Source organism: Streptomyces sp. NPDC017979 (assembly GCF_044328175.1).
Taxonomy (GTDB): Bacteria; Actinomycetota; Actinomycetes; order Streptomycetales; family Streptomycetaceae; genus Streptomyces.
Genome location: NZ_JBIRGU010000028.1, coordinates 1 through 18,402, shown reverse-complemented (window position 1 = coordinate 18,402; position 18,402 = coordinate 1). Strand labels below are relative to the sequence as shown.

3 protein-coding genes are annotated in these 18,402 nt (G+C 74.8%); all 3 read left to right on the top strand.

Features of this window, described 5'->3' with window-relative positions:
- The first annotated feature begins 132 nt into the window (after positions 1-132).
- Positions 133-3,705: an SDR family NAD(P)-dependent oxidoreductase gene (locus ACH4E8_RS35060; protein ID WP_398455767.1), complete on the top strand. Its 3,573-nt coding sequence runs from the start codon at positions 133-135 to the stop codon at positions 3,703-3,705.
- Positions 3,706-3,782: 77 nt separating this feature from the next.
- Entirely contained in the window at positions 3,783-15,812 is a 12,030-nt protein-coding gene (locus ACH4E8_RS35055; protein WP_398455766.1) for an SDR family NAD(P)-dependent oxidoreductase, read from the top strand.
- Positions 15,813-15,832: 20 nt separating this feature from the next.
- The coding region (locus ACH4E8_RS35050; RefSeq protein WP_398455764.1) for a type I polyketide synthase at positions 15,833-18,402 on the top strand (2,570 nt) is incomplete at its 3' end.

Genomic DNA, 18,402 nt, shown 5'->3' with positions numbered 1-18,402 from the left:
GCGGACGAAGCCGGCTGCGGCGGAGTGGACGAACTCGTGCTCCAGGCGCCCCTGGTGGTGCCCGACACCGGGGCCGTACAGATCCAGGTCGTCGTCGGCGCAGCCGAGCCCGGTGAACCACGGGAGATCTGGTTGCACTCACGGCCCGACAGCGCCGATCGCCCGTTGGAGGCGACGCCGTGGACCTGTCACGCCCGCGGCACGCTCGGCCCCCGGCCCGTCGACCCGCCGGCGGAGACGCAGGCCGCGCCCTGGCCGCCGGCCGGCGCGCAGGAGTTGCCGACGGAGGGATTCTACGACCGGGTGGCCCGGGCCGGTTACGGCTACGGGGCGGCGTTCCAAGGCGTACGGGCCGCGTGGCGGGACGGCGACGACGTGCTGGCCGAGGTCGAGTTGCCGGAGGACGCGGGGGACCGGGACGGCTTCGGCATCCACCCGGCGCTCCTGGACGCCGCGCTCCACCCCGGCATGTTGCTGGCGGAGCCGACGGCCGACGGGCAGGTCTGGCTGCCGTTCTCCTGGAGCCGGGTGACGCTGTGGGCCACCGGGGCCACGACCGTACGCGCGCGGTTGACCCCGCACCACGACACGGACGACGGCGCGGCGGACTCCGGTGAACGCGGTGTCCGCGTCGAGTTGTTCGACGCTTCCGGCGCACCCGTGCTGAGCGTCGGATCGGTGGCGATGCGCCGGGCGGAGCTGAGCCGGCTCGTACCGCACACCGCACAGGAGACGGAGGGCCAGTTCGTCCTGGAGTGGACGTCGCTGCCGGGAGCCGGGCAACTGGACGCCGCCGTCGAACACGCGGCACGGGACCGCGGGTGGACCGTGCTCGGCCAGGACGCGTTCGACCTGGCCGAGGCGGAATCCTGCCACTCCGACACCAAGGCGCTGGTCGCGGCCGTCGACGCGGGTGCGCCGCGGCCCGAAGCGGCCGTCACCTGCGTCCCGGCCCGGTCCGGTGCCGACGCCGCCGAAGCGCTCGCGACCACGGCCCGGATCCTGGGCCTGCTGCGCGACTGGCTGGCGGAGCCGCGGCTGACCGGGACGCGCTTGGTGGTCGCGACCCGGGGCGCGGTGCCCGCCGACGTCCACGGCGACGAAGCCGTCGACGTCGCCGGGGCCACGGTGTGGGGCCTGCTGCGCAGTGCGCAGATGGAGAATCCGGACCGCTTCCTGCTGGTGGACCTCGATCCGCACGGGTACGAAGACGTCCCCGTCGCCCACCTGTTGGCGCGGGCGGTGAGCGCGGCGGCGGCCCACGACGAACCGCAGGTCGCGGTGCGGGGACGCCGGGTGCTGGTGCCGCGACTGGTCCGCGCGCGCGGCAGCCTGCCCGTACCCACCGACGGGCGGGCCTGGCGGCTCGGCCTCGCGGCGGCGGGGACGGTGGAGAACGTGACGGTCGTACCGGCTCCCGTTGCCGAAGCGGAGCTGGGGGAGGGTGAGGTGCGGGTGGCGGTCGGGGCGGCCGGGGTGAACTTCCGGGACGTGTTGATCGCGTTGGGGATGTACCCGGGCGGGGCCGACCTCGCGGGCAGCGAAGGCGCCGGCCGGGTGCTGGAGGCGGGTCCCGGGGTGTCGCACCTGGCCGTGGGGGACCGGGTGATGGGGGTCTTCGACGGCACGTTCGGCCCGGTCGCGGTCGCGGACGCACGGATGCTGGTGCGCGTACCGGAAGGCTGGGACGACGCACGGGGCGCTTCCGTACCCGTCACGTTCCTCACGGCCTGGTTCGGGCTCACCGAACTCGGCCGCTTGCAGCCGGGCGACTCGGTGCTCGTGCACGCCGCGACGGGCGGCGTGGGGACGGCCGCAGTGCAGATCGCGCGGCACGTGGGCGCCGAGGTGTTCGCCACCGCCAGCCCCGGCAAGCACCGGGTGCTCGCGGAGATGGGGATCGACGCCGCGCACCGCGCCTCCTCCCGGGACCTGGACTTTGAAGAGGCGTTCCGGCGAGCCACCGGGGGCCGCGGGGTCGACGTCGTCCTGAACAGCCTCGCGGGGGAGTTCACGGACGCCTCCCTACGGCTGCTGGCCGAGGGCGGCCGGTTCGTGGAGATGGGCAAGACCGACGTGCGCGACCGCGCCGAACTGGCCGTCGCGTACCCCGAGATGGCCGACTACCGGATGTTCGACCTGGTGCCGGACGCCGGGCCCGAGCGCGTCGGACGGATGCTGCGGGAGCTGCGGAAGCTGTTCGTGGACGGTGCCCTGACGCCCGCTCCGGTGCGGGCGTGGCCGCTGGCCCGGGCCCGGGACGCGCTGCGGTACGTCAGCGGCGCACGGCACGTCGGCAAGGTCGTCCTGCGGCCGCCCGCCGCCCCCGACCCCGACGGCACGGTCCTGGTGACCGGCGGCACCGGCGCACTCGGCGGCCTGGTGGCGGAGCACCTGGTCCGCTCGGGCCGCACCCGGCGCCTCGTCCTCACGGGCCGGCGGGGGCCCGACGCGCCGGGCGCCGCGGAGCTGGTCGGACGATTGGCCGAACTGGGCGCCACCGCGCACGTGGTCACCGCCGACGTCACCGACCCGGAGGCCGTATCGGCCCTGGTGGCGGGCATCGATCCGGCCCGTCCGCTGACGGGCGTGGTGCACGCGGCCGGCGTGGTGGACGACGGGGTGCTGCCCGAGCTGTCGGAAGACCGACTGGCCGGGGTGTGGGGCCCGAAGGCCGCCGGCGCGTACCACCTGCACCGCGCCACCGAGCACCTTCCGCTGGCGCTGTTCGTCGTGCTGTCCTCCGCCGCGGGGTCGCTCGGCAGCGCCGGACAGGCCAACTACGCGGCGGCGAACGCCTTCTGCGACGCCCTGGTGGCACACCGACGGGCGCAAGGGTTGGCCGGGCTGTCGGTCGGCTGGGGACTGTGGGCCGAAGCGAGCGGCATGGCCGGCGCACTCACCGAGGCCGACCTCGCCCGCATGGCGCGGTCCGGCATGGGCGCCCTGGCCAGCGAGCGAGGACTCGCCCTGTTCGACTCCACGCTCGCCGACGGCAGGCCGCACCTGGTCGCCGCCGCCATCGACCCCCGCCGCCTGGCGGCCCAACCCTCCCGCGCCCTCCCCGCCGTCCTGCGCGCCCTGGTCACCGATGCGGCCACCGCGGGCACCGCGAAGACCCGCCGCGCGGCGGCCGCGGCCGCCGCGGCGGCACCCGAAGACTGGCGCGGCCGGCTGGCCGGACTGTCCACGACCGAGCAGCAGCGGACCCTGCTCGCGCTGGTCCGCGGGCACGTGGCGACCGTACTCGGACACGCCGACGCCGACGCCGTCCAAGCCGACGCCGCGTTCAAGGACCTGGGGTTCGACTCGCTGACCGCCGTGGAACTGCGCAACCGACTGGGCACGGCCACCGGGCTGCGACTGCCCCCGGCGCTGATCTTCGACTACCCGCGGGTCGGTGCCCTGGCCGACGAACTGCGCCGCCGTGTGGCCCCGTCGCCCGACGGCGACGCGACCCCGGAAGCAACGGACGTGGCACCCGTCCTGGACGGGCTGGCCCGGCTCGCGGAGACCCTCGGCGCCGCGAGCGGCCTGCCGGACGGCGACGCCGGCGCGGTCACCGCCCGGCTGGAGGGCCTGCTCGCGGCATGGAAGGCGGCCCGCGGCCCTGTCGCGGACGAGGCCACGGCAGCCGAAGACCTCGACGCGGCGTCCGCCGACGAACTGCTCCACATCATCGACAGCGAACTGGGCGCGCCCTGAGCGAGCGCACGAGCACTCACGCCTGCGTACGCCGGCACCAGTACGGACCACTGAGCGATAGGACCGGGTGAACCCAGATGGCGACCGAAGAACAGCTGGTCGAATATCTCAAGCGCGTCACCACCGAACTCAAGGACACCCGCCAGCGCCTCCGCCAGGCCGAGGAACAAGCGCAGGACCCCGTGGCGGTGGTCGCCATGGCCTGCCGCTTCCCCGGCCGGGCGGACTCGCCGGAGGCCCTGTGGGAACTGGTCGCATCGGGCACGGACGCCATCGGCGACTTCCCCGTCAACCGGGGCTGGGACCTGGAAGGGCTGTACCACCCCGACCCCGACCACCCCGGCACCAGCTACACCCGCAGGGGCGGATTCCTCTACGACGCCGACCAGTTCGACGCGGCCTTCTTCGGCATCAGCCCGCGCGAGGCCGCGGCCAGCAGCCCCCAGCAGCGGCTGCTGCTGGAGTGCGCCTGGGAGGCGATCGAACGCGCCGGGATCGACCCCGCCTCCCTGCACGGCACCAGGACCGGCGTGTACGCGGGCACCGCCACCACCGGCGACGGCTCCAAGAGCGGCGCGTCACAGGCGTCGGAGGGGTACGCCGGGAACGCCCCGAGCCTGCTGTCCGGCCGGGTCTCGTACACCCTCGGCCTGGAGGGGCCCGCCGTCACCGTCGAGACCGCCTGCTCCTCCTCCCTGGTCGCCGTGCACCTCGCCGCGCAGGCGCTGCGGCAGGGCGAGTGCACCCTGGCGCTGGCCGGCGGGGTCACGGTGATGGCCACCCCCGAGGTCTTCACCGGCTTCTCCCGACAGCGCGGATTGTCGCCCGACGGCCGCTGCAAGGCGTTCGCCGCGTCGGCCGACGGCACCGGCTGGGGCGAAGGCGTCGGACTGGTACTGCTGGAGCGGCTGTCCGACGCGCGCCGCAACGGCCACCCCGTGCTGGCACTGGTCCGCGGCTCCGCGATCAACCAGGACGGCGCCAGCAACGGCTTCACCGCCCCCAACGGCCCCTCCCAACAGCGCGTCATCCGCCAGGCCCTGGCCAACGCCCGGCTGTCCGCGTCCGAGGTGGACGCCGTCGAGGCGCACGGCACGGGCACCGTGCTCGGCGACTCCATCGAAGCCGACGCGATCACCGCCGCGTACGGCGGGAACCGGCCGGCGGGCCGACCGGTGCTGCTGGGCTCGGTGAAGTCGAACATCGGGCACACGCAGGGCGCGGCGGGCGTCGCCGGCGTCATCAAGATGGTGATGGCGATGCGGCACGGCGAGCTGCCGGCGTCCCTCCACATCGACGCGCCCACCCCGCACGTGGAGTGGGACGACACCGCGGTGCGGCTCCTCACCGCCGCCGAACCGTGGCCGAGCACCGGCCACCCGCGCCGGGCCGGGATCTCCTCCTTCGGCATCTCGGGGACGAACGCACACGTCGTCCTCGAAGAAGTCGCGGACAGCACGGAAGAGCGCCCCGCGGACCCGGGCACGGTGCCGGTCGCTGCCCTGCCCTGGATCCTCTCGGCCCGCGACGAGCAGGCGCTACGGGACCGGGGACGCGCCCTCGTCGAACGGCTGGACCGGGACCCGACGGTCCGGCCCGTCGACGTCGGCTGGTCATTGGCCACCACCCGCTCCGTCTTCGAACACCGGGCCGTCGTCGTGGGCACGGACCCGGGCGAGCTGCGCGCCGCCGTCGTGGCACTGGCCGACGGCGACGCGCACGCCGCGCTCGTCGGCCCCGCCGACACGGTGGGCGCGGGGGACACCGGGCCGGTGTTGGTGTTTCCGGGGCAGGGTTCGCAGTGGGTCGGCATGGGTGTGGAGCTGCTGGATGCCTCGCCCGTTTTTGCTGAGCGGATTGCGGCGTGTGAGTCGGCGTTGAAGCCGCATGTGGATTGGTCGTTGACGGGTGTGTTGCGCGGTGACGGCGCGGAACTGGTCCGGGTGGATGTGGTGCAGCCGGTGCTGTGGGCGGTGATGGTGTCCCTGGCCGCCGTGTGGGCGGAGCACGGTGTGAAGCCGGCCGCCGTCATCGGGCACTCCCAGGGTGAGATCGCCGCAGCCTGCGTCGCGGGGGCGCTGACGTTGGAGGACGGTGCACGGATCGTCGCCCTCCGCAGCCGGGCACTCCGCGCCCTGTCCGGTGGTGGCGCGATGGCGTCCCTGGGTCTGAGCGCGGCGGAGGCGGAAGGCTTCTTCCCGGCCGGTGGTGGTGTGGTGGTCGCGGCGGTGAACGGGCCGTCGTCCACCGTCATCTCTGGCCCACCACAAGCCGTCGCAGACACCGTCACGGCGGTCGAGGGCGCTGGGCATCGGGCCCGGCTGATCGATGTGGACTACGCCTCCCACGGCCCCCAAGTCGACGAGATCACACACGAGTTGCACCGTCTCCTCGCCGGAATCCAGCCGACCACGAGCGACGTCGCCTTCTACTCGACCGTGACCGCCGGTCTGGTTGACACGACAGAGCTGGACACCCACTACTGGGTGCGCAACCTACGCGAACAGGTCCGGTTCTCCGACACGGTCGAAGCGCTCCTCGATGCCGGGCATCGGGTGTTCATCGAAGCCAGTCCCCACCCCGTCCTCACCCTCGGCCTTGAACAGATCTTCGAGGCGGCGGACGCCGTCGCCACCGCCGTCCCGACCCTGCGGCGTGACGACGGGGGCTCCGGACGCGTGGTGCGCGCGCTCGGGGAGGCGTACGCGGCGGGCGCCGCCGTCGACTGGCGCGCCTGCTTCCCTGCCGGTGCCGCCCGCGTCGTGGACCTGCCCACCTACCCCTTCCAGCGGCGCCGGCACTGGGACGAGAACGTCACCCGCACCGCCCTGGACCCGGCCGGACTGGGTCTCACGGCCGCCGAACACCCCCTCATCGGCGCCGCGCTGGAAGTCGTCGACGCCGATACCCGCGTCCTCACCGGACGCCTGTCCGCCACCGGCACCGCCTGGCTGGCCGACCACCGCGTGGACGGCACGGTGCTCGTCCCCGGCGCAGCCCTGGTGGAGTGGGCGCTGCGTGCCGCCGACGAAGCCGGCAGCGGCGGCGTCGAGGAACTGACGCTGCACGCCCCACTCGCCCTGCCGCCGGCCGGGAACGTCCGGATCCAAATCGTCGTGGGCGCCGCGGATGCCGGAGGATCCCGTACGATCCGCGTCCACTCCCGCCCGGACCACGGCACGGACGAGCCCCCGGCCGACTGGCTCTGCCATGCCTCCGGCACCCTCACCGCCACGACCAGCACCCCCGGCGGGACGCTGGCCGGCGCCTGGCCGCCGCCCGGAGCGCAACCCGTCAGCCTCGACGGGTTCTACGAGCGCATTGACGAGTTCGGCTACGGCTACGGACCGGCCTTCCGGGGGCTGCGCGCCCTGTGGCGGGACGGCGACGACCTGCTGGCCGAGGTCGCGCTACCGGAGGCCGCGGGCGACCCGGCCGGCTTCGGCGTCCACCCCGCCCTGCTGGACGCCGCGCTGCACCCCGCGCTGCTGCTCGACGTCGAGACGGACCGCGGGACCGACGCCGTGTGGCTGCCGTTCGCATGGCACGACGTCTCGCTGCGCGCCACCGGCGCAACGTCCGTCCGCGTGCGCATCACCCCCGCACCGCAGGCCGACCCGGCCGCCGGCACGGGCCGTGCACTGAGGATCGAACTCGCGGACACCACCGGTGCCCCCGTCCTCGACATCGCGTCCGTCGCCCTGCGCCCCGCCGACACCCAGGCCCTACGGGCGGCGGCCCGGGCGGGCGCCCGCGGCCTGTTCACCCTGGAGTGGACGCCGCTGCCCGCCCCCGCGGAGCCGGCCGGTGCGCAGCCCGACGGCCCGTGGGACGTGCTCGGCCCCTGGCCCGCCCGGTTCGACGCCCACACCGACCCGACCCGCCACACCGACCTGCCCGCGCTGGTGGCCGCGCTGGACGCGGGCGTCCCCGCCCCGGTCGGCGTGCTCACCGCGGTCGCCGCCGTCGACGGCCTGACCGCCGCCCAGGACGCGCTGCGCCTCGTCAAGGGCTGGCTCGCCGAACCCCGACTCGCCGGCTCCCGGCTGGCGTTCGTCACGCGCGGCGCCGTCGTCGCGAGCGAACCCGGAGCCACTGCACCGGCCGGCCCGGGCGTGGACGCGGCGGCCAGCGCAGTCTGGGGACTGGTCCGCGCCGCCCAGGCCGAACACCCCGACCAGTTCGTCCTGCTCGACCTCGACCCCGCCGCCGCGGAAGGCACCGCACACGGCGGGCCCGATCCGATGGCAGCCGCCGCACTGGCCGCCGCCACCGACGAGCCGCAGGCCGCGGTGCGCGTCGCACACGTCCTGGTGCCCCGGCTCGCCCGCGCCACCCCCGTACAGCCGGTGGACCCCACCGCCCCCGGCAGCCCGGGAGCGCTCGACCCCGACGGGACCGTGCTCATCACCGGCGGCACCGGCACCCTCGGCAGCCGGGTCGCCGAACACCTGGTGCACGCCTGGGACGTACGCCATCTGGTGCTCGTCAGCCGCCGCGGCCCCGACGCACCGGGCGCGGCCGAACTCGTCAACCGGCTGACCGACAGCGGCGCGCGGGTGCGGCTGGTGGCCGCCGACGTCACCGACGCCCCAACCGTCGCCGAACTCGTCGCCGGCATCGACCCCGAGCACCCGCTCACCGCGGTGGTCCACGCGGCGGGCGCGCTGGACGACGCCGTCGTCACCGCGCAGTCCGACGCACGGCTGGCCCGGGTCTGGCGGGTCAAGGCCACCGCGGCGCGGCACCTCCACGAAGCCACCGCCCACCTGCCGCTCGCGCTCTTCGTGACGTTCTCCTCCGCCGCCGGCGTCATCGGCAACGTCGGCCAGGCCGGATACGCCGCCGCCAACGCGTACGTCGACGCCCTCGTGGCCGGCCGCCGGGCCGCCGGACTGCCCGGCGTGTCCATCGCCTGGGGCCTGTGGGAGCAAGCCAGCGGACTCACCGGCCACCTCACCGAAGCCGACCTGACGCGGCTGCGCCGCTCCGGGCTCTCCCCGCTCCCCACCGACCGGGCCCTGGAACTGCTGGACGCCGCCTGCCGCCCGGAACACTCCCTCGTGGTGGCGGCCGGGCTCGACGTCCGCGGTGTGCCGGCCGCCGACCTCCCCGCCGTCCTACGGGGCCTTTCAGGCCGCGGGGGCCGTCCGACGGCCGCCGGGGCGTCCGCAGACGATCCGACGCAGACCGGGGAGCTGGTACGGCAGTTGGCCGGGCTCGACGAGGCGGGGCGGCTGGCCGCCGTCACCGACCTGGTCCGCGACTGCGTCGCGGTCGTCCTCGGCCACGAAACCCCGGCCGCGGTGCGCCTGGACGCGCCGTTCAAGGACCTCGGCTTCGAATCCGTGACCGCAGTCGAACTGCGCAACCGCCTCACCGCCCGGTGCGGACTGCGGCTGCCCGCCACCCTGGCGTTCGACCACCCCACGCCCGAAGCGCTCGCCGCCCACCTGGCCGGCCGGCTGGCGGGCCGCACCCCCGGGGCACTCGCTCCGGCCGCCGTAGCCGTCGACGAGCCGATCGCCATCGTGGCGATGGCCTGCCGCTACCCGGGCGGCGTGCGCTCCCCGGAAGACCTGTGGGACCTCGTCGCCGACGGGGTGGACGCCATGGGCGCGTTCCCCGAAGGCCGCGGCTGGGACCTGGAGCGGCTGTTCCACCCCGACCCCGACCACCCGGGCACCAGCTACGCCGACCAGGGCGCCTTCCTCCACGACGCCGAGGGCTTCGACGCCGACTTCTTCGGCATCTCGCCGCGGGAGGCACTCGCCATGGACCCGCAACAGCGGCTGCTGCTGGAGACGTCCTGGGAACTCCTCGAACGCGCCGGCATCAGCCCCGCCGCCCTGAAGGGCAGCCGCACCGGCATGTTCGCCGGCGTCATGTACCACGACTACGCGACCGGGCTCGCCACCAGCGGCGACGCCAAGCTGGAGGGCTACGCGATGCTCGCCAGCTCCGGCAGCGCCGCCACCGGCCGGGTGTCGTACACCCTCGGCCTCGAAGGCCCCGCGATGACCGTGGACACCGCGTGCTCGTCGTCGCTGGTGGCGATGCACCTCGCCGCGCAGGCGCTGCGGCAGGGCGAGTGCACCCTGGCGCTGGCCGGCGGGGTCACGGTGATGGCCACCCCCGAGGTCTTCACCGGCTTCTCCCGACAGCGCGGCCTGGCACCGGACGGCCGCTGCAAACCCTTCGCCGCCGCGGCCGACGGCACCGGCTGGGGCGAAGGCGTCGGACTGGTGCTGCTGGAGCGGCTGTCCGACGCGCAGCGCAACGGGCACCGGATCCTGGCCGTGCTGCGGGGCTCGGCCGTGAACCAGGACGGTGCCAGCAACGGCCTGACCGCCCCCAACGGCCCGTCACAAGAACGCGTCATCCGACAGGCACTCGCCCAGGCCCGACTGTCCCCGGCCGACGTCGACGCCGTCGAAGCGCACGGCACCGGCACGACGCTCGGCGACCCGATCGAAGCCGGGGCACTGCTCGCCACGTACGGACAGCAGCGGCCGGCCGACCGGCCCTTGCTGCTGGGCTCGGTGAAGTCGAACATCGGGCACACGCAGGCCGCGGCCGGAGTCGCCGGGGTCATCAAGACGGTGCTGGCCATGCGGCACGGCGTCCTCCCCGCGTCGCTGCACATCGACGCGCCGTCGCCACACGTCGACTGGGACTCGGGCGCCGTCGCCCTGCTGAGGGAACGGACGGAGTGGCCGGCGACGGGCCGCGCCCGCCGAGCCGGCGTGTCCTCCTTCGGCGCCTCCGGCACCAATGCGCACCTCATCCTGGAGCAGGGCCCCGAGCCCGTGGAGCAAGGCCCCGACCTCCGGCAACCGAGCCCCGCGCCCGCAGCGCGGCGGCCCGTTGCGCAACCCGACGTGCACCGGGCCGCGACGACGCCCGTGCCGTGGATCGTCTCGGCCCGCACGCCCGAAGCGCTCCGCGCCCAAGCCGCCGCCCTCGCCGCCCGGCTGGGCACCGAGCCGGCCGCCGTCGAGCGGATCGGCCACTCCCTGGCCACCGCCCGGACCGCCTTCGAACACCGCGCCGTCGTCCTCGGCGCCGACCGGGACGACCTCCTCGCGGGCCTGGCGGCCCTCGCCGCCGGCGAGCCCCACCCCGCCGTGGTGTGCCCGGGCGAACCCGCCGCCACCGGCCCCGGCCCGGTGCTCGTCTTTCCCGGTCAGGGCTCCCAGTGGGCCGGCATGGGCGCCGAACTCCTCAACACCTCAAAAGTGTTCGCCGACCGGATCGCCGACTGCGAAAAGGCCCTCGAACCCCACATCGACTGGTCGCTGACCGACGTGCTGCGCGGCGACGGCGCAGAACTGGCCCGGGTGGACGTCGTCCAGCCCGTGCTGTGGGCCGTGATGGTGTCCCTCGCCGCCGTGTGGGCCGACCACGGCGTCACGCCCGCGGCCGTCGTCGGCCACAGCCAAGGCGAGATGGCCGCGGCCTGCGTCGCCGGCGCCCTGACCCTGGACGACGGCGCCCGCGTCGTCGCACTGCGCAGCAAGGCGCTGCGACGCCTCGCCGGCCACGGCGCCATGGCCTCCCTCCAAACGGGCTCCGACGCGGCCGACGCCCTGTGCGCCGCGCACCCGGGCGTCACCGTCGCCGCCGTCAACGGCCCCGGATCCGTCGTCGTCTCCGGACCGCCCGAACCGGTCGCCGCGCTCGTCGCCGACGCCGAAGCCCAAGGGCTGCGCGCCCGGCTGATCGACGTCGACTACGCCTCCCACGGACCCCAGATCGACGAGATCACCGACGAACTCGGCACCGCACTCGCCGGAGTCCGACCCCGGACCGCACCGGTCGCCTTCTACTCCACCGTCACCGGCGAACGCATCGACACCACCGCACTCTCCACCGACTACTGGATCACCAACCTCCGCCGGCAAGTCCGGTTCGCCGAGGCCGTCGACGCCCTGCTGACCGCGGGACACCGGGTGTTCGTCGAAGCCAGCCCGCACCCCGTGCTGACGCTGGGAGTCCAGGAGTGCATCGAGCGCGCCGGGGCGTCCGCCGCCGTGGTGCCCACGCTGCGCCGTGCCGCGGGCGGCCGGACCCAACTCGGCCACGCCCTCGCCCACGCCTTCACCGCCGGCGCACCGGTGGACTGGACGACGTGGCTGCCCGCCGCCGGACCCGTACTCGACCTGCCCACCTACCCCTTCCAGCACCGGCCCTACTGGCTGACCGCCCGCTCCGGCGGGCCCGCGGACGCCGGTGTGCTCGGACTCGACGCCGCCCGCCACCCCGTGCTGGCCGCCGCCACCCAACTCGCGGGCACCGAATCCCACCTGCTCACCGGACGGCTCACCCGGCGCGGCCAGCCCTGGCTGCCCGACCACCGCGTCCTGGACACCACGCTGGTGCCCGGCGCCGCGCTCGTGGAATGGGCCCTGCGCGCCGCCGACGAAACGGGCCGCGGACGCGTCGAGGAACTGACCCTCCAGGCACCGCTGGTGCTCCCGGACACCGGGGGCGTACGCGTCCAAGTCGCCGTCGGCGCACCCGACGCCGACGGGCGGTGCGAGGTGTCCATCCACGCCAGGGCCGACGCGGACGGCGACCACGGGACACCGGCCGCACCGTGGACCTGCCACGCCACCGGCACCCTGACCCCCGCCCCCGACACCGCGCCCGCACCCGATGCCGCCTGGCCCCCGCCCGGTGCCCGGGCCCTCGACGTGACCGGCTTCTACGAACGCGCCGCCGCCACCGGATACGCCTACGGACCGGCCTTCCAAGGTCTGCGCACCGTCTGGCGGGACGGGGACGACCTGCTGGCCGAGGTGGCGCTGCCGGAAGCGGCGGGCGACCCCGCGGGCTTCGACGTACACCCCGCCCTGCTGGACGCCGCCCTCCAGACCGCACTGCTGCTCGACGGCGAGGGGAGCGGCGCGGGCGGCGTGTGGCTGCCGTTCGCCTGGAACGGAGTCACCCTCTGGGCCACCGGCGCCACGACCGTACGGGTCCGGATCACGCCGCACGCACCGGACGCCGACGGTGCGTCCGGGCACGACGAGCGCGGAATCCGGGTGACCGTGGCCGACGCCGTCGGCGCACCCGTGCTCACCGCGGACTCCGTCGTCCTGCGCGCCGCCGACCCGGGCCGCCTCCGGGCCACCCCGGACGACAGCGGCGACGGCCTGTTCGCGGTGGAGTGGACGCCGCTCGCCGCGCCCGACGACCCGACCCGTACCGCGACAGCGGACGAGGACGCCTCCTGGGCCGTCGTCGGCGCGGCCGCCGCGGACCCCGACGCCGCGTCAGGCCCGGTCCACCACACCGACCTCGCCGCCCTCGTCGCGACGCTCGACGAAGACGCGCCCGCACCGCCCGTGGTCCTGGCGCCCGTCGCCACCGGACGAGCCGAAGGGCCCGGGGCCGACGCCGCCCTCGACGCCACCACCCGGGCCCTCGCCCTGGTGCAGCACTGGCTGGCGGAACCAGAGTTGGCCGCATCCCGCCTCGTCCTGGTCACCCGCGGCGCGGTCACCGCCGATGACGCCGACCAGGCACCCGACCCGGCAGGTGCCGCCGTCTGGGGCCTGATCCGCAGCGCCCAGTCCGAAGAACCGGACCGCTTCACCCTGCTCGACCTCGACCCAGAACCCGGCGCCGGCCACGAACCCACCGACCCCGCCACCCGCGCCGCCGTCGGCCGACTCGTCGCCGCCGGAGAGCCGCAGGCCGCCCTGCGCGAGGGGCGGCTCCTCGCGCCCCGACTCGTCCGCGCCACCAGCCCCGGCGCCCCCGCCGCAGCACTGCCCGGGCGCTCCGGCGCCTGGCGGCTGGAGTCCGGCCCGAAGGCCACCCTGGAAGACGTGCTGCCGGTGCCCGCCCCGGAAGCGGAAGCACCCCTGGAGCCCGGTCAGGTCCGGATCTCGGTGCGCGCCGCCGGCGTCAACTTCCGCGACGCCCTCGTCAGCCTCGGCATGGCCCCCGGACAGACCGGCCTCGGCAGCGAAGGCGCCGGCGTCGTCGTCGAAGTAGGCCCGGGCGTCACCGACTTCGCGCCCGGCGACCGGGTCATGGGTCTGTTCGCCGGCGCCTTCGGCCCGCTGGCCGTCGCCGACGCCCGCATGCTCACCGCCGTGCCCCCCGACTGGGACTGGGCCACCGCCGCGGCCGTGCCGGTGGTGTTCGCCACCGCCTGGTTCGGCCTCGTAGACCTGGGCCGGGTGCAACCGGGCGAGCGGGTCCTCATCCATGCCGCCACCGGTGGCGTGGGCTCCGCCGCCGTGCAGGTCGCCCGTCACCTGGGCGCGGAGGTGTTCGCGACCGCCAGCCCCGGCAAGCACGGTGCGCTGGAGGCGATGGGCATCGACGCGGCACACCGCGCCACCTCGCGCGACCTCGCCTTCGAGGACGCGATACGCGCGGCGGCCGGCGACCGCGGCGTGGACGTCGTACTGAACAGCCTGACGGGCGACTTCATCGACGCGTCGCTGCGCCTCCTCGCCGACGGCGGCCGATTCCTGGAGATGGGCAAGACCGACCACCGCGACCCCGACGACGTGACCACCCGCCACCCCGGAGTCACCTACCGGGTGTACGACCTCATCCCCGACGGCGGCCCCGTCCGCATCGGCGAGATCCTCGCCCGCCTCGCCGACCTGTTCGCCGCCGGCACCCTGCGCCCCGCACCCGTACGGGCCTGGCCGCTCACCCGGGCCAGGGACGCCCTGCGCTGGCTCGGCCGCGCCCGCCACATCGGCAAGGTCGTCCTCGAAGTGCCCCCGCGCCTCGACCCCGACGGCACCGTCCTCATCACCGGCGGCACCGGCACCATCGGCGGCCACCTCGCCGAACACCTCGCCGCCACCTGGGGCGTACGGCACCTGCTGCTGGTCAGCCGCCAGGGCCCGGCGGCGCCGGGCGCCGCCGAACTCGTCGAACGGCTCACCGCACTCGGCGCCCGCGCACACCTCGTCGCGGCCGACGTCACCGACCGCGCCACCGTCGACCGGCTCGTCGCCGAAGTCGCCGCCGACCACCCGCTGACCGGCGTGGTGCACGCCGCCGGAGCCCTCGACGACGGCGTGATCGCGGCACAGAGCCCGCAGCGACTGTCCCGCGTCTGGGCCGTCAAGGCCGCAGCGGCCCAGCACCTGCACGACGCCACCGCCGGACTGCCCCTCGCCCTGTTCGTCCTGTTCTCCTCCAGCGCGGCCACCTTCGGCAGCCCGGGCCAGGCCAACTACGCCGCCGCCAACGCGTACTGCGAAGCCCTGGCCGCCCGCCGCCAAGCCACCGGGCTCCCCGCCGTCTCCGTCGGCTGGGGACTGTGGGGCGAGGCCAGCGGCATGACGGGCGGACTCACCGACACCGACCGGGCGCGCATGGCCCGCACCGGGATCGGCGCACTCACCACGGCACGCGGCCTCGCCCTCTTCGACACGAGCTGGCGCCACGGCCACCCGCAACTCCTCGCCGTCGAACTCGACACCCGGGCCCTCGCCGCACGGTCCACCACGGCAACCCCGCCGCTGTTCCGGGCCCTCACCGGCACGACCACCTCCCGGAGGACTGCCGCCGGCACCGCCGCCGCAGCGCCCCACTGGGCCCGACGACTGGCCGGACTGCCCGCCGACGAACAGCACCGCGTCCTGCTGGACCTGGTGCGCACCCACGCGGCAGCCGTGCTCGGCCACGCCGGAGCGGACGCCGTCCACGCCGACACCGCCTTCAAGGACGTCGGCTTCGACTCGCTCACCGCCGTCGAACTGCGCAACAAGCTCAGCGCCGCCACCGGGCTGCGGCTCTCCGCCACCGTCGTCTTCCGCCACCCGACCCCCAGCGCCGTCGCCGCCCACCTGCTCGGGGAACTCGCCCCGCCCGCCGCGCCCGACCCCGCCACCGAGCCGGGCCTCACCGAACTCGGCCGGCTGGAGGACGCCGTGGCGCGCATCGACCCGGGCGACGACCGCACCCGCGGACGACTCGTCGCCCGGCTGGAAGCACTGCTGTGGCGACTGGGCGACCGCCCGCCCGCCGCCCCCGACGAGGCGGCGGAGCCCGTGGACGGCGACGCCATCGACGCCGCGTCCGACGACGAGTTGTTCGCACTCATAGACAGGGAAGTGCCGTCCTGATGGGGAACGAGGACCGATCGATGCCGGGCACCGAAGACAAGCTCCGCAGCTACCTCAAGCGCGTCACGACCGACCTCGCCCAGACCCGCCAACGCCTGCGCGACACCGAGGACCGCCAGCGCGAACCCGTGGCCGTGGTCGCCATGGCCTGCCGGTACCCCGGCGGCGTGCGGTCCCCGGAGGACCTGTGGGACCTGGTGGCCGAAGGGCGCGACGCCATCACCCCGTTCCCCACCGACCGCGGCTGGGACCTGGAACGGCTCTACCACCCCGACCCCGACCACCCCGGCACCAGCTACGTCCGCGACGGCGGCTTCCTGCCCGAAGCCCCCCTCTTCGACGCCGACTTCTTCGGCATCTCCCCGCGCGAGGCCACGGCGATGGACCCCCAGCAGCGGCTGCTGCTGGAGACGTCCTGGGAACTGTTCGAACGGGCCGGGATCGCGCCCGCCGCACTGCGGGGCAGCCGTACGGGCGTGTACGCGGGCGTCTCCAGCCGCGACTACCTCACGCGGCTGCCGCACGTGCCCGAAGGCTACGAGGGCTACGCCACCACCGGGACCCTCACCAGCGTGGTCTCCGGCCGCATCGCCTACACGTACGGGCTGGAAGGCCCGGCCGTCACGGTCGACACCGCGTGCTCGTCCTCGCTGGTCGCCGTCCACCTCGCCGTGCAGGCGCTGCGGCAGGGCGAGTGCACGCTCGCCGTCGTCGGCGGCGTCACCGCACTGACCACGCCCACCGCGTTCGCGGAGTTCTCCCGACAGCGCGGGCTCGCCCCCGACGGCCGGTGCAAGTCCTTCGCGGCCGCGGCCGACGGCACCGGGTTCTCCGAGGGCGTGGGGCTGTTGCTCTTGGAGAGGCTGTCGGACGCGCGGCGCCACGGGCATCGGGTGTTGGGGGTGGTTCGTGGTTCGGCGATCAACCAGGACGGCGCCAGCAACGGCCTGACCGCGCCCAACGAAGCCGCCCAGGAGCGCGTGATCCGCCAGGCCCTGGCCAATGCCCGGCTGACCCCGGACCAGGTGGACGCGGTCGAGGCGCACGGCACCGGCACGACGCTGGGTGACCCGATCGAGGCGCAGGCGCTGCTGGCGACGTACGGGCAAGAGCGCTCTTCCGAGCTGCCGTTGTTGTTGGGTTCGGTGAAGTCGAACATCGGTCATACGCAGGCTGCTGCGGGTGTGGCCGGGGTCATCAAGATGGTGATGGCGATGCGGCACGGGGTGCTGCCGGCGACTCTCCACGTGGACGAGCCATCGGGGCACGTCGACTGGTCTGCGGGTGCCGTCTCGCTGCTACGGGAACGGGCCGTCTGGCCCGAGACCGACCATCCGCGCCGGGCCGGGGTCTCTTCGTTCGGGATTTCGGGGACGAATGCGCATGTGATTGTGGAGGAGGTTTTGGGGGCGGTTGTTGTGGAGGGGGGTTCTGGGGTTGGGGTTGGGGTTGGTGTGGCTGGTTTGGGTGGTGTGGTGCCGTGGGTGGTGTCGGGGCGGAGTGGGGATGCGTTGCGGGGGCAGGCGGCGGCGTTGGTTGACCATGTGGCGGAGGTGTCGGTGGGGGTGGGTGGTGGGGTGTCGGTGGGTGGGGTGGGCTGGTCGCTGGTGTCTGAGCGGTCGGTGTTCGAGCATCGGGCCGTTGTCATCGGGTCGGACGTGGATGAACTCGTGGCTGGTGTGCGGGCGTTGGCGGCCGGTGTGCCGGACGATCGGGTGGTGTGCCCCGGCCTGCCCGCCATGACGACCAGCACCGGGCCGGTGTTGGTGTTCCCCGGACAAGGCTCGCAGTGGGTCGGCATGGGCGTCGAACTCCTCGACACCTCAACCGTCTTCGCCGAACACATCGCCGCCTGCGAGTCGGCGTTGAAGCCGCATGTGGACTGGTCGTTGACCGGTGTGTTGCGCGGTGACGGTGCGGAACTGGCCCGGGTGGATGTGGTGCAGCCCGTGCTGTGGGCGGTGATGGTGTCCCTCGCCGCCGTGTGGGCCGAGTACGGCGTGAAACCGGCTGCCGTCATCGGGCACTCCCAGGGCGAGATCGCCGCAGCCTGCGTCGCGGGAGCACTCACGTTGGAGGACGGCGCGCGGGTCGTTGCTCTTCGCAGCCGGGCCCTGCGTGCCTTGTCCGGTGGTGGCGCGATGGCGTCCCTCGGCGTCAGTGCGGTGGAGGCGGAAGGCTTCTTCCCCACCGGTGGTAGTGGTGTCGTGGTGGTGGCTGCGGTGAACGGGCCGTCGTCGACAGTCATTTCGGGTCCGCCGCGGGCTGTGGTCAAAGTGGTCGCCGCGGTCGAGGGCGCTGGGCATCGGGCCCGGCTGATCGATGTGGACTACGCCTCCCACGGCCCGCAGGTCGACGAGATCACCGATGAACTCCACCGTGTCCTCGCCGGGATCCAGCCGGCCACGAGTGACGTCGCCTTCTACTCCACCGTGACCGCTGAACCGATCGACACCACCACACTGGACACCGGCTATTGGGTGCGGAACTTGCGGGAACAGGTCCGGTTCTCCGACACGGTCGAAGCGCTCCTCGATGCCGGGCATCGGGTGTTCATCGAAGCCAGTCCCCACCCCGTCCTCACCCTCGG

Excerpts from the sequence above, each read along its gene's own strand:
- ACH4E8_RS35055 (WP_398455766.1), top strand. The coding sequence starts at position 3,783 with ATGGCGACCGAAGAACAGCTGGTCGAATATCTCAAGCGCGTCACCACC.